Origin of the sequence: Hungatella hathewayi WAL-18680, assembly GCF_000235505.1 — a bacterium.
Lineage (GTDB): Bacteria > Bacillota > Clostridia > Lachnospirales > Lachnospiraceae > Hungatella_A > Hungatella_A hathewayi_A.
Map to the genome: position 1 here is coordinate 1505142 of NZ_JH379027.1, position 14722 is coordinate 1519863.

At 48.2% G+C, this 14722-nt stretch carries 8 protein-coding genes; all 8 read left to right on the forward strand.

Annotated features, from left to right (window positions below; all coding sequences use genetic code 11):
• A partial coding sequence (locus HMPREF9473_RS06785; RefSeq protein WP_080568794.1) for a heparinase II/III domain-containing protein occupies window positions 1-1742 on the forward strand: 1742 nt, incomplete at its 5' end.
• Between the two features lie 48 nt (window positions 1743-1790).
• Window positions 1791-3278, forward strand: a complete 1488-nt coding sequence (locus HMPREF9473_RS06790) for a response regulator transcription factor (protein ID WP_207636782.1) — start codon at window positions 1791-1793, stop codon at window positions 3276-3278.
• Window positions 3279-3293: 15 nt separating this feature from the next.
• Window positions 3294-4985 carry a cache domain-containing sensor histidine kinase gene (locus HMPREF9473_RS06795; RefSeq protein WP_006779338.1) on the forward strand — a complete coding sequence of 564 codons (1692 nt, stop codon included), beginning with the start codon at window positions 3294-3296 and terminating at the stop codon, window positions 4983-4985.
• A 91-nt stretch (window positions 4986-5076) separates the two neighbouring features.
• Entirely contained in the window at window positions 5077-7113 is a 2037-nt protein-coding gene (locus HMPREF9473_RS06800; protein WP_006779339.1) for a heparinase II/III family protein, read from the forward strand.
• A 1-nt stretch (window position 7114) separates the two neighbouring features.
• Window positions 7115-8275, forward strand: coding sequence for a glycoside hydrolase family 88 protein (locus HMPREF9473_RS06805; RefSeq protein WP_138669945.1), 1161 nt, complete (start codon window positions 7115-7117; stop codon window positions 8273-8275).
• 416 nt (window positions 8276-8691) lie between these two features.
• Window positions 8692-9636 carry a hypothetical protein gene (locus tag HMPREF9473_RS06820; RefSeq protein ID WP_006779341.1) on the forward strand — a complete coding sequence of 315 codons (945 nt, stop codon included), beginning with the start codon at window positions 8692-8694 and terminating at the stop codon, window positions 9634-9636.
• A gap of 27 nt (window positions 9637-9663) precedes the next feature.
• Complete coding sequence (locus HMPREF9473_RS06825) at window positions 9664-13098, forward strand: hypothetical protein (RefSeq protein ID WP_006779342.1); 3435 nt, start codon at window positions 9664-9666, stop codon at window positions 13096-13098.
• A gap of 277 nt (window positions 13099-13375) precedes the next feature.
• Window positions 13376-14443, forward strand: coding sequence for a hypothetical protein (locus HMPREF9473_RS26045; protein WP_006779343.1), 1068 nt, complete (start codon window positions 13376-13378; stop codon window positions 14441-14443).
• Window positions 14444-14722 lie beyond the last annotated feature (279 nt).

The window sequence follows — 14722 nt, forward strand, 5'->3', positions numbered from 1 at the left end:
TTATTTTAGATGCGGCCAAACCGTATGCAGATATCGAGTACCCGGTATTAAAGGCTACGGATTTTATGGAGTATTATCGGAGCGGCAGCCGGACTGCGTATGAAACCCCGTATTTTACCAGACGAAACGCTCTCAGCGCCCTGGTTTTGGCATACTGCCTGGAGCCAGGAGCAGACAGGCTGGACCAGATTATCAACGGAATCTGGTGTATTTGTGAGGAGAGCACCTGGGCGGTGCCAGCTCACAATTTCATCTATGAGCCGGAGGCGATTAACGGGGAGCGCACACTGCCGGATGCGGAACTGCCGGTTGTGGATATCTTTACCGGAGAGACGGGAATGCTGCTGTCCATGACCTATTATCTCCTGAAAAGGGAACTGGACCGGATAGAACCGTTGGTTGCCAGGCGGCTTCAGCGGGAAGTAAGGAGGCGGGTAATAGAACCGTTTCTGACCAGATATGATTACTGGTGGATGGGCTGCTCCGACAGAAGGGATATCAACAACTGGGGACCGTGGTGTGTAATGAACTGTGTCATCAGTACATTATTTTGTGAGACGGAGGATGATAGAAGAAAACGCGCGGTTGTACGTGCAATGGATATGATGGATTACTACCTGAAAGGAATCAGCCAGGACGGAGGATGCGACGAGGGCGCCACCTATTGGGGGAGAGCCTGCGGGATGCTGTTGGAGGGCGTGAATCTGATATACGAAGCCACGGGCGGAGCAGTCACCGCATACGGAGAAAAAAAACTGGTAAATTTTGCAGACTATATCAGGAAGATGTATATCGGCGGAGATTATGTTGTGAACTTTGCGGACGGTTCAGCCAAATGTAATCCTGCGGCAGAGATTATCTATACGGCAGGGTGCCGGATGAAAAACCCGCGGTTAAGGGATTTTGGTGCATACTGCTATGAGGAACAGCTGAAGAAAGGAATTTTCCCCACACTCTCCCTTTCCAGGGCCATGGCTTCCATTCAAAAACATAAGGAGATGCGGCACATGGCGGGAGAAGCCATATTTGAGCTGGAAGACTATATTGACAGTCTGGAGATTATGGCGGCCCGTCAGTATGGGGATGTCGGAAGGGGATTGTTTCTCTGCGCAAAAGGTGGAAGTAACGGTGACAGCCATAATCACAATGATGTGGGAAATTTTGTCTGCTACGGCGACGGAAGCCCCATTCTGATTGATGTAGGTGTGGAGACCTATAACAAGGAATCCTTCGGCCCCGGACGTTATCAGATTTGGACCATGCAGTCCCAGTTTCATAACCTGCCAACCATAGGCGGTGTTATGCAGAGGGAGGGAGCCGAGTACAGGGCCAAGAATGTGGAACACGTATCAGATGCAGCTCATTCTGCACTGTCCTGCGATATTCAGGGGGCGTATCCGGGTCTGGAGGAGGGAGTTTATTACAGAAGATGTGTGGAACTGAACAGGGAGGAAGGACTGGTAGTATTGACGGAAAAACTGGATGCTCCGGAGATGACGGACATAGAGTTTCATTACATGACTCCATGCAGGATGACCGTGGAATGCGACAGAATCCGATTCCTTTCCAATACAGGAGATGTTATAATGAAGTTCAATACCAATCGATTTGATATTCAGACAGAATCCATAACTCTGACAGATAAAAAACTTATAGACAGCTGGGGAAGCTGTATTTACCGCTTGACGTTAAAATGTACTGCGGAAAAGGAAGAGTTTGTGTTTAGGATATCAAAAGCATAAGGTCTGAAACGGCGGACAGATGGGGGAATTATGTACGATATCCTGATTGTGGAAGACAAAAAAATTACCAGGGAAGGTCTTACCCAGTTGATTGACTGGAAAAGCTTTGGCTGCCAGGTAGCAGATGCCTTGGAGAGCGGCCATGCGGCGATGGAGTATTTGAAGGACCATCATGTGGATGTGGTTTTAACCGACATTGAGATGGACCATGGTACCGGCATCGAGCTGTCAGAGCATATCCACCGGACGTTTCCGGCTATTAAAATTATCATTATCACTGCATTTGCCAACTTCGAATATGCCAAAAAGGCGTTGGAACTTGGAGTTTTCGCCTATGTCCTAAAACCAATCGACCCCGAAGAAGTGGCGGAAAAGGTAAGGGACGCCATAGAAATGCTTTTAAGGGAGCAGAAGAAACGCCAGCTGATTGATAATCTTGCCAGAGAGCAGGTAGCTAAAAATCTGCAGGAGTATTTAGATGGTGCGATGGGCAAACTGCCTCTGTTAAGGAACGCTCTGGAAGGGGCTTTCCATCCGGTGACTTACACGGCAGTTTCCATAAAAAGCAGGGACCGGACCCATATCTCTTCTTCAGACTGTGTTCCTCTGTTCCGGCGTTTTTTTCCGGAGGTTTACTCTGTAAGACTGAACGGTTTTCTCACTTGTGTTGTTGTGATGGAGAGAGGGAAACGGATTAGTGAGGATGTGTTAGAGCAGATTCGGATGGGGCTTTACCGAAATATAAGAATTTGTGTGGGGGAGAAGGTGGATTCCTTAGAGGAACTTCCCTTTTCCTTAAAAACCAGCTACTCGGCTTATAATGAATCGTTTTTGAATGACGAAAAAGGTATAATCCGGTATTCAGAAATAAAATTCAAAGAATCCGGGAAATCCTATCAGGACACCTATATGGAATACAGTGTATTAAAAAAGCTGATTTTTAAGGAGCAGGAGGATTACCGGGAATACTTGGAACGTGTGTTTGATACTTACCGATGCAGGGGAATCGAGCGGCGGTATATTGTAAACCAGTGTACCGAGATTCTCCATCAACTGTGTGGCAGCGTGAATGAGTATCTCATGTATAAAACGATGGTTGTGGTGGCGGATACTGAACTTGAGAAGGCTGAAAATCTATCGGATATGAAAAAGCATCTTTTGAGCCAGATGGAAATATTAAAGGAGCATCTTCAGGAGAAGAAGAATGAAGTGATACGTCCCATTGTAAAACTGGCGTTGGAGTATTCCATGGCCCACATCGATGATGTCTCTTTGAATTTAAAGTATATTGCGGAGCATTTAAAAATCAGTTATGCCTATTTGAGCAAAGCGTTCAAGGAGGATTTTGGAAAGAGCTACACAGAATATATGAACCTTTACCGGATTGAACTGGCTAAAAAGAAGCTGATGGAATCGGATGATAAGGTTTATGAAATCTGCGAGCAGATAGGGCTGGAGCCCAAGAATTTCCATTACTTATTTAAAAAATATGAGGGGATTACACCCAAAGAATTTAAGGTGATTCATAAAGTGTGATGAGGGAGCAGCAAAATGAAATCATTGAAATGGAGAACGTTTGTTATTTTCGTTTCCGTGTTCCTGACAGCGCTGTCAGGTACCTTCTTTTTTGTGTACCGCGTAGTATCGGAGGATTTGGAGAAACTCGCGGTGGAGAGTGCGAGCTACGAGATTGAGACGGCGGTCCGGGGATTGGATAACGAATTGGAGGGACTACGCAATACATTTTATGTGGTGGATTTCAGCAAGCAGATTATCAGTGAACTGCAAAAACCGAAAAGTGAAATTGATTACCAAATGGTTCTTTCTTATCTGGAAGAAGTTCTTTCCTTTTCGGATAATGTCTATTCCATCTATCTTCAGGATATCAGAAACAATGTATATCTGTCCACGGAGACTATGTCGGCCCATGCAGGTAATACGGGATGGTTCGGAAAGTACCGCAGGGAGAGTGACGGCCCCTTAAAGCTGACGGAAACACTTGATATCACCAGCTCTTATAACCAGATGATTTCCTATATCGGCGAGATGAAGGTCGACTTTTTTGGGGAGACGGTAGCATGGCTTTCTGTTAATATGCTGCGCCACGATATGCAGCAGTTGATTATAGAGGATAAGCTGTATGAGGATTCCATTCAGTATATCAGCGATGAGGATGGCAATGTGATAGCTAAAACCGGCAATTTGCGTGAGGAGATTTATGAAGCAGTCGGTGAAGGAACCGAGAACCGGACGTTCATTTCCTGCGATGGCAAGGAATATCTCTATCTGGTAGGAATGACCAGGCGCGGCTGCAGTTACACCAAGCTGATTCCAAAACAGGAGATGTTTTCCGGTATCCGCCAGGTGGGGTGGATTCTTGTGACATGTTTTTTGTTTTTCTGCGCGGTGATTCTGCTGGTAACCTATAAACTTTTGGATTACTTGACGAAGCCGATTTATGAGCTGTCTGACAAAATCAGGCATTACAGGCGGGATGAAGGGAACCGGGTGGAGTTTAAGACGGACAGGACAGATGAATTTGCCTATCTGTTCAAGAGCCTGGAAGATATGACGGAACATATTGATTATCTGATTGATGAGCTTTATCAGAGAGATTTATATAAAAAAGAGATGCAGCTGAAACTGTATAGAGCCAGCATTAACCCTCATTTTATATTCAATATTCTTGATTCCATCATCTGGACGCTCAAGTTTAAGGACTATGAGAAGGTGGAGACGACACTCACCCGTTTCTCGGATTTTTTCCGCGCGTCCCTGACACAGAATCAGGATTATGTGAGCATAGCGGACACGAGATTGTGGCTCACCTCCTACTGTTATCTTGCCAGCTTTTTAAAGGATGATAACATTTCGCTTCGCATGGAGGTTGACAGCGGATTGGATGATATGAGAATTCCGTCTCTGCTGATTCAGCCGGTGATTGAGAATTCTTTTAAGTATGCGTTTAAAGGAAACAGGCCTGGAGAGGTTATGGTGCAGATTCAGGAAAAAGAGGGATATCTTTATTTTACCATTTCGGACAATGGAAGTGGAATCAGTGAGGAGGAGCAGGAAAGGCTGTGTGCGGCCATGGAAATTTATGACATCCATAAATCAACCAAACACTTTGGTCTTGCCAGCGTTTATCAGCGGCTGAAGCTTTTGTATGGGAAGGACGCCGGATTTTCCTTCACATCGGTCTTGGGAGAAGGAACTCAAATTATGTTTCGAATAAAGGTTTAAAATGGCGATAACAGTACAATTTTAGAGATTGTATCCGCCATGCCACCCGATATAATAACAGTATAGTTTATAAATATATATGGGGGTAAGCATGACGGGGAATATAAGAGAAAAAATGAAGAGTGGCTGTACCATAGAGTCCGCATACCGGCAATTTAAGGAGCAAAGCCGTGGACAGATTGAGGCACTTTTAGAAAGCAGTTCCTTTATCGGACGGGAATATCCTGAATATAAAAGCCAGATTGTGTCAAAGGCAGAAATGTTCATGGAAGGGAGGATGGTGCTTTGCGGAACCATGGGACAGCCATACTTTGTGGGTAATCCACCCAGATGGACAGAAAACCCGTTAAATGATAATGAATTCGTCTGGCAGCTCAACCGGATGGAACATTGGGTGACACTGGTTCACGCATACTATCTGACAGGCAGAGAACAGTATGCGAAGAAGGTACTTTCGGAGCTGGAAGATTGGATTGATACATGTCCTCCCCTTGAGATTGTACTGGATTACAGGAAGGCAAAAGAACGTTTTTCCTCCGTACATCCATGGAGAAGTTTGGAGGTGGGAATCCGCTCCCACAGCAGCTGGAATATCTGTCTGGAAGCGTTGGCTGAACGGGAGGAGTTTACCGGGGAGTTGTTCGAAAAGGTGATAACTAGTCTGTATGAGCATGGAAACATTCTGTATCAGGTGTGCCCTATTATCTGGCCTAATGCTAATCACAACCATTATTTAACGGAATGCATTGGACTGCTGGCGGCGGGAGCCATGACACCGTTTTTTAAGGACAGCGATAAGTGGATAAAACATGCCGTCATGGAGGTGGAGCGATGCGCGGCCGTTCAGGTGACGGAGGGTGGTGGACAGGTGGAGGGATGTCCCACCTATCATAATGAGTGCTTAAACTGGATGAACCGGTCTCTGACAGTGGCATCAAAATATGGAATTCTATTTTCGGATGCTTATAAGGAGCAGGTCTGCTCTATGTTTCGCCATAGCATGTATGTGGCCCGCCCGGATGGCAATAATGTGCCGTGGGGAGATTCAGATGCTCTGCCACAGGTATATGAGTCGGCTATCCGCACCTATCTCGCTTCCGGTGACCAGACTCCACTGAAACTGTGCGCCAAAGCCTTTGGCAGAGAGGAACTGTTTAGGGAAGCAGTGAAGCTGGTATGGGATATGCGGAAGCCGGAACAGTTACTGGCACTTTTGCGGGAGAAGAATTTCGGCAGCGACGCTGTTGCTCTGCCATGTGTAAATTACAACAGAGCTTTAAAACAGGTAATGATAAGGAAAGCATGGACCTGTGACACGGCAAGCATCTTTTTTGCATGCAGGACACCGGTTCATAACGACCACGCCCATATAGATCCTAACGGTTTTGACTACTGTAACCAGGGGATTCCGGTGCTGGTAGATGCGGGGCGGTATAATTATCAGGAAGGGCCCAATCGAAAGCTGTTTAAGGGGGGAACCTACCATAATACGGTGTTGATTGACAGGAGAGACGCCTTTGAATATCAGGGGACCTGGGCTTATGGACCACAGCAGATTGGAGATATTTTAAAGGTTGGAAAGAGTGGGGAATGGGATTATATCTGTGGCAGCCATGTCAACTATTTTCCGGCAGTTCATACCAGGATGCTGGCGTTTTGTGATGATATCTTGTTTATAGCAGACAGGGTGGATAATATGAGGCATGGCAGCCGGGCAGAACTGTATTATAACTTAAATGCGCCCACAGTTTGCAGCAGCCTGGAGAAGAGAACAATCCAGACAGAGATAGGCGGGCGCTTGGTACGGATGACCTATTCCTCCAATCTGTCCTGTACTCTGGAAAATGGCAGAGCGTCCACACAGATTGATATGGCGGATGAGACTACCGTGGTCTGCCTGGAAAGCAGGGATGCGTCACGTTTATTCCTGACTGCGGTGATGATGGGAGACAAGGGACCGGGAGAAGCGAAGAAAATATCGGTGGAGGTATGGGAAGATACCATAGATTATGCCGTCATGAAAATTTATATGGGGGATAAGGTTATCTCAGTTAAATGGAACTATCGGGAAAATATGCTGGAACTGTCAGGAGGAGAGGCGAAAGGAAATGGTAAAGTAAATGAATAGTATGATGAGAAACAGTGATTGGGAATGGGCAGATTCGGTTTATCAAAAGATAAGGGACAAGATTCTGGAGGAATGCCGCCGTATGGGGAACAAAATTCCTTATATTTCGGAGCAGGGCGTTTATCCTGATTATGGAACTACGGATATTTCTTTCTGGACCAATGGATTCTGGGCCGGAATTATGTGGCAGATGTACGGCGCTACCGGTGATGAAGTGTTCCGAAATTGCGCTATGGTGAGCGAGGAACGGCTTGACCTGGCGTTGGAGGAATACATGGGCCTTCACCATGATGTAGGGTTTATGTGGCTGCACACCGCGGTAGCGGACTACCGCCTGACCGGCTCTGAAAAATCAAGGGTCCGTGGACTCCATGCCGCCAGTCTGTTAAATGGACGCTATAACCCGGATGGAAGATTTTTATCCGCCTGGAATGAAAACCGTCCCGGATGGATAATCATAGACAGCCTGATGAACCTCCCGCTGCTCTACTGGGCCAGTGAGGAGACCGGGGACCCGCGCTTTAAAAACACAGCGGTGAATCATGTGGAGACGGTAATTAAAAATCTGTTTAGGGAGGATGGGTCTGTCCACCATATCGCTGTATTGGATACGGCAGATGGAAGTCTGATAGAGCATCCTGAGGGCCAAGGCTATGCCACCGGTTCTTCCTGGTCGAGGGGCCAGGCATGGGCCATTTATGGATTTGCACTGAGCTATCGTTATACGAAGGATGAACGATACTTAAACTACGCAAAAGCAGTGGCGCACTACTTTCTGGCACAGGTATCCCAGACGGGATATGTCTCCAGAGTAGATTTCAGGGCGCCGAAGGAGCCAGCTTGTGGTGAGTCCCCCTCATCTGCGTTCGGCGGACAGTTGTGGGATACCACAGCCTCTGCCTGCGCCGCCTGTGGACTTCTTGAAATCAGTTGTCATGTGGGAGAAATGGAAAGCGCTTTCTATTATGACGGAGCGGTCTCTATTCTCCATGCGCTGACGGAACAATGCTGTGACTGGGACATTAAGACAGATGGGATTCTGGGGTATGGAACAGTGGCATATCACCGAGCCGATGGGGTACATAGCCCGATTATCTATGGCGATTACTTTCTGCTGGAAGCAGTGCTGCGACTAAAAGGAAAGGATAGCTTCCTTTGGTAAACGTGATGGTTTATATGGCTGCCAAAGAGAGAACGTCCATACATATGGTTTCCAGATTGAAAATGGAACAGTAAGTAAACAAAAAAAACATTTCCCAATCACTGTCATGGTGGCTGGGAATTTTTTTGTGGAAAATAGTGTTGACAGATGGGTGAGAAGTTGATATGATGAGAACATCTCTAAAGGGGATATCTGTTCCCTTTTGGTCTTTTAATATCATTGCAGAATCTGCAGATATTTCAAGTGATTGAGTTTTTGTTTTTTATTTTTATGTGTTTGTTGTTGCTATTGTATTTTGGTTTAGGTTTTAAGGTTATGTTGTTTTGGGTACTCTTTTCGGATGGTGACGTTTCGTTGATATCTGATGAGAGAAGCTGGGAAGCGTGTTTTGTTGTACCTGGAAAGGGGGATGTTTTATGAAATGGAGGAGACCGCTGCTGGGAATGGCGGCGGTGGCGGTGACAGCCGGAATTTGTCTGATGGGAGCAAGCGCTGCTTATGGAGGCTGGGACCTGGGGAGGTTTTGGGCTGGAGATGGGCTGGCTGGTGGCCAGAGTGATGGCCGGGACGATGGAAGGAATGATGGCCGGAGTGATGGTGAGATTGATGGGCAGAGGCTGTCCGGGGAGAAGAGACATTGGAATTTGGGGGATGTGGTGGAGCGGGAACTGGATGGGAAGGTGTATCGGTTTCAGTGCATTGACCAGAATTATTCGGACAGGATGGAGTATCATAAGCCTGCAGCGCTGTTTTTGTGTACCACTGTGATACCGGCGGATGCTGGGTCGGAATACCGGTATGAGGAACTGGCGGATGGAAGATTTGATTATGTGTTTTATCCCGGACCGGTGGTGAACTTTGGGGAGGGGAATGATTATAAATATTCGGCTGTCAGACGGTGGCTGGAGAAGTGTGAGAGCGGCGTGCCAGGGGCGGTCGATATCAATACGGGGGTGGATTTGGCTTTTGAGGGAAGGACTGAGGAGGGGCTGTATGGACAGATGAACGCGGAGGGGGTGCGGGGAAGTTATATTGGCAGTCAGAAGCTGACGGAGCGGTTGTTTTGTCTGTCGGTGGACGAGGCACTTAAATACAGGGAGTATCTGTGGAGGTTTGAGGAAGCGCGGGAGGAGAATCCGGAGAGCCAGTATGGGCCTTACTCGAAAGGGTACTGGCTCAGGAATCCGGTGGGAGATGAGACGCATTATGAAGATACGAGAATGGTTTATATTGTGGATTTGGTGAACGGGAACATCCGGCCACAAGCGGTGAAACCGGAAGGGAAAAGCGGCACGGGGGAACTGGATGTGACAGGAACCACAGGATTGCGGCCGGCATTTGCCATGCCGCAGGATTCGTAGATGAAAACAAAAGAGGAGGAATGTTGTATGCGTAAAAATGGGTTTTTTAGAAATTTTGTGGGAGTGATGGTGACAGCCGTTACCATCAGCCAGTGCCAGAGCGGACAGCTTGTTGGGGCGGCGGAAATTCAGCCGGAGACAGTGGCGGTTGAAAGTTTTGAGATGGCGGAGGAGATGGGACAGAACGCAGGTGTGAATTGGGCGACTCCATGGGATGCGGATGAGGTGGAGGAGAATGCAGGCCGGGATGAGGTTCGGGACACTGACCAGAAGATAGCGACACCTGGCGATGCGGAGATTGACAATGATATTGTGGATGAAAAGGACGGGATGGAAGACCTGGAGCGGACGTCATTGTCATTGGCGGCCGGTGACTTATGGGAGGACTGGAATGGAGAGATGGACTTTCCGGGGGACGGCACGAAGGAGGCGCCTTACCAAATCAGCACTCTGTCCCAGCTGATGGGGCTCTCCCAGGCTGTGGCGGAGGGAACCAGCTTTGCGGGGGCATACCTGGAGCTGGAAGCGGATTTGGATTTGGGAAGTATTGAGACCAATCAGGGAAACTGGAATCCTATCGGCTGGTACCGGAACCGGACGGAGCTTGGCGGGAAGGTGAAAACGCCGTTTCGAGGGCATTTTGACGGCGCTGGTCATACCATATCAGGACTGAAGATTATCAATCTCAGTGATTCTCTGGGAAATGTGGGGCTGTTCGGTGTGATTGACGGCGGCTCGGTGGAGCATCTGGTTGTGGAGGCCGACGACATTTACGGGGAAGGAGATGCCGGGGTGCTGGCGGGAACTGTGACTGGCGGCTCAAGGATTTATGATGTTACCGTGTCCGGGTATGTGAATTCCAAAGGAGATATCGGCGGCATCGCCGGGACAATCCTGGGAGGGACGGAAAATGTGGTGATTGAGAATTGCCGGGCGGAAGGCATTGTGCTGAATGGGCGCGGTAGTGGAGGTTTTACCGGCGGCATTGGCGGAAATGTGCAGAAGGCTAATCTGGTGGACAACACGGTCATCACCCAGGACGGTGACGCAAACCGGATTCGCGGACTGGGATATGTAGGTGGAATTGTGGGACGGATGAATCAGGCAAATCTCTACAATTCCTACGTGTCCGGGACCATCGGTGGAAACGGGAGTCTGGCGGTGGGCGGCTTTGCCGGGAAGTATGAGAGCGGTAATCTGATACTGGCAAGATTTGCCGGAGACATTTCCAGGACCAATCAGGGGAGCGCGGCTCACGAGGGAACCTTTGTGGGAACCAGGGAGAGCCGAAACCAGTTTACCTATGGGACGGAAAAGCACAATCACTTATCCTACCTGTTTACCACGTCGGGGGCGAAGGCCAGGCGGGTGTTCGGGAGCAATATTGACGGGGACAACACCTATACCAAAGAAGCCCACATCGGATATTGGACGGACAATGAGAAAAAATATGTGACGGTGGCCGGAGCGGCGGAGACTGGCTGTGGAGACCGGTATTTCTATGAGGAACTGGAATCTGGTGTGCGTTATGTGGTAACGCAGAAGCTGGAACGGGAGTTTGCCGGGGGCAGTTACGAGGCGGATTTGGGGTTCCGGCTGGACCATTTTGCACCGGGATTTCAGGGGGAGCCGGTGCGGGGATATCTGGTATCCATCCCCAGGATTGATGCGAAAAATGCCAACGGGACCTACGACACGGATGTGGCCACATTGACAGCGGTTCCGGTGACCAACAGTTCCTGGTACCGGCAGATTGACAAGGACAATCCGGCGGCGATTGCGCCGGGGGAGACGGTCAGCGTGGCGACAGCGCCAAAGAACCGGGATGGTAATCGTTATCAGATGCGGTATGAGGAGACGGAGGAGGGGAAGGTGAAGCCGCCGGTTTATCTGGACGAGACGGGCGAAAGCATTTCCATGGGATATGTGAGCGGTGGATATTATTCCTTTGAAATGCCGGCGTGTGACACGGAGCTTCGCGCGGAGTACGTGAAGGTGACGACGAGGCTGAGTCTGGAGCCGTCCCAAATGGCGCTGCATGTGGTGCAGACGCGGACCGGGGACAGGAAGGCGCCATCGGTGCTGACTGAGGTGAAGGATGAGAAAGGCGTGCTGATTGCCAGATATATTGACGGCGTGCAGGACACTACGGTGGAGGTGCAGCCGGTGGCGATTCATGCCACGTTAAACAGCACGGGGGCATCCGGCGACAGGACCGTCATGTGGTCGGTGGATGACAAAAATTTACTGACGAATCTCTCTAAAGAAGGGTATACGGACACGGATGCGCGTGTCATTCCGAATCTGGAATCATCTTTTATTCAAAATATTATCAGACGTGAAATCGAAGCCCAGGTAAATCAGGGGTATCAGAATCCGATTAATAATACGATTTATACAAGAAGCGCCGTGGTGACGGCCGCCACCAATCCGGAGACTTCGGTGGACCATCAGCCGGTGGTGGGAAACTGCCGGGTGGATGTGAATTTTCAAATTCTGGATTACACCACTCTGCGGGTGGAAGGACTACGGTTGAATAAGAATCAGATTTCCTACACCGTAACGAGGAAGCTGACAGGAGACAGAAAAGCGCCGGTGGAGACGTATACCTGCAGTGAACCGGTGGTGCTGACGGCAAATTTATACCCGGCACAGCCATTTTACAAAAATGTTTCCTGGGCGGATAAGGAAAATGGAAGAATTCTTCAGTTGACACCAAGAGGGACCAACACACAGGAGTGTGAGGTGCGCGCGCAGTTTGACGTGGCTGGGAAGAACAATCCGGCATGGATTCAGAATGTCATCTATGCGGATGATGCCAAGAAGGCACAGGAAGGAAACCATGTGAAGCTGGAGGGAACGGCGGTTCACACGGAGACGGTGACGGCGGTCAGCGAGGACCAGACCCATGGGCATCTGGCGTCGTCCTGTGAGGTAACGCTTCGGTTTGTGACTGCGGACGAGACGTATGTTCGGAGCGGTTCCGGAAGCTCCGGTGGTTCCGGCGGCTCGTCAGGCGGTGGAGGCGGTTCCAAAGGGGTGACGCCTGCCGGAAACAAGACCTCCGGCACACCGCCATTGGGGGCAATCGTGGGCATCTGGGTACAGACAGCGGATGGGAAATGGACATTTGCAGATGGGGGAAGGACCTACAACAATGAGTGGACCTATGTACACAATCCCTATGCCGGCATCGGACAGGAGCAGGCCGGCTGGTTCCGATTCTCAGAGACCGGACATATGGTGACGGGATGGTATCAGGATGGCGATGGCAACAGCTACTACCTGAATCCCAATTCCGACGGTACCCTGGGGCGCATGGTGACTGGATGGCAGTTGATTGATGGAAAATGGTATTACTTTAACGAAATTTCCGACGGAAAGCGGGGAGCCCTGCTGAAAAACACCACGACGCCGGATGGGTATGTGGTGGATGAAAACGGGGTCTGGAATGGGAAGTGAGAGGTCCTTGAAGGAGTTTGGAAATTTTGGTAGCAAATATGGCAAAATTTGTATCGTACATTGACAATTTCACATGGACCGATAGTGGAATTATAGTAGATTTATGATATAATAAGGGAGCAGTCAGTCTGCGAGCATTGATGCAGTTGAGATGGAAAAAGTTAATTTGGGAATGTAAAATTGCATTGGGATAGGGTGGGGAAAAGCACGGGTTTCGTGTACTAAAATGGGATCTGGCAATAAAGAAAATGGGAGCGATAATTTGGGAGGTATTGGGATGAGAAAGAATTTTTGGAAATTGGCTGCTGTGGTTGCCGCTATGGTTGTGATGATGGCAATGCCGGCATATGCAGGAGAATGGAAACAGGATACCACAGGGTGGTGGTACGAGAACTCAGATGGAACTTATTTGGCTAATCAGTGGGAGTGGATTGACGGAAAGTGTTATTATTTTGGAACAGATGGATACATGCTCACGAACGGAACGGCGCCGGATGGCTCTACGGTGAACGAAAAAGGCGAATGGACAGTAAACGGTGCGGTTCAAGCGAAAAATGACGGAACTGGTAACAATGGTTCTGCGGCAAATGAACAGTATCCATTAAAAGGGAGAATTGAAAGTAATTTTGTTCAGGGTTCTGATGGGACGACAGGATGGAAATGGGATGTTATGTATATCCCCTGGAATCTGAATCAAGATGGGATGTATGCTATGAATCATGCAATTCAGGATAGAAATCCTAGCTATTTATCTTCTTATAGAGGCTTAAATGTTGCCGTATTAGCTGAACTTGCAGGTTATCCAGCAACCGGCCTTGACTATGTAGACCAAAATAAGAAGACAAAGATGGTTGAAGAAGTTAGGAAATTTTTAAATAGTTTTGACTGGCGAAATGCATCTGATTATGAGAAGGTTGTGCATATTGCCAACTGGGTTATGCAGGCAGATTATGATTATGCAGAATCAGAAGATTGCCACTATCCTTATGGGTGTTTGGTAAATAAAATGGCTATGTGCGATGGGTATACGGATGCCGCACGATTATTAGGAACTTGCATAGGGATACCAGTAAGTTCGATGGGGCCTTTTTCCCATGCATATCCTGTATTCTTAGTTGATGGAGTATGGCTGGCCCATGAGCCAACATCTAAAGATAAGTTTTTTACTATTGCAGATGTGTATGAAACCTCCTATGTTTTTGAAGGAGTAGACCAGTTATTTGTAATTGGTCAGTATTGTCAAGGGGTTGGGTATGAAGTGCCAACTGATGTAAGTAATAAATTTCCAGATGTGAGGATGGGGTGGTCAAAAGGTAAGGCTGCGCAAATGATATATTTCAAATAAAATAATTTTAACAAAAAGCTATCGGATTATTTTATCCGGTAGCTTTTTTTATGGCCAAAATGGAGGTATCAATGAAAAAAACAAATTTAAAGCGAAAGATTGCCACATTATTGTCTGCCACTATTTTAGGCATGGCAGTATTACCATATCTACCATTAGATATCCTGACAACCTGGGGGTTTCATTTAAACTTTGAGGCTACGGGGGACCCCGCTCATCCAAACTTAAAGGGAATCTATGGCGGTTATCCATCCTATTTTTTTTGTTTAAATAAAGGGG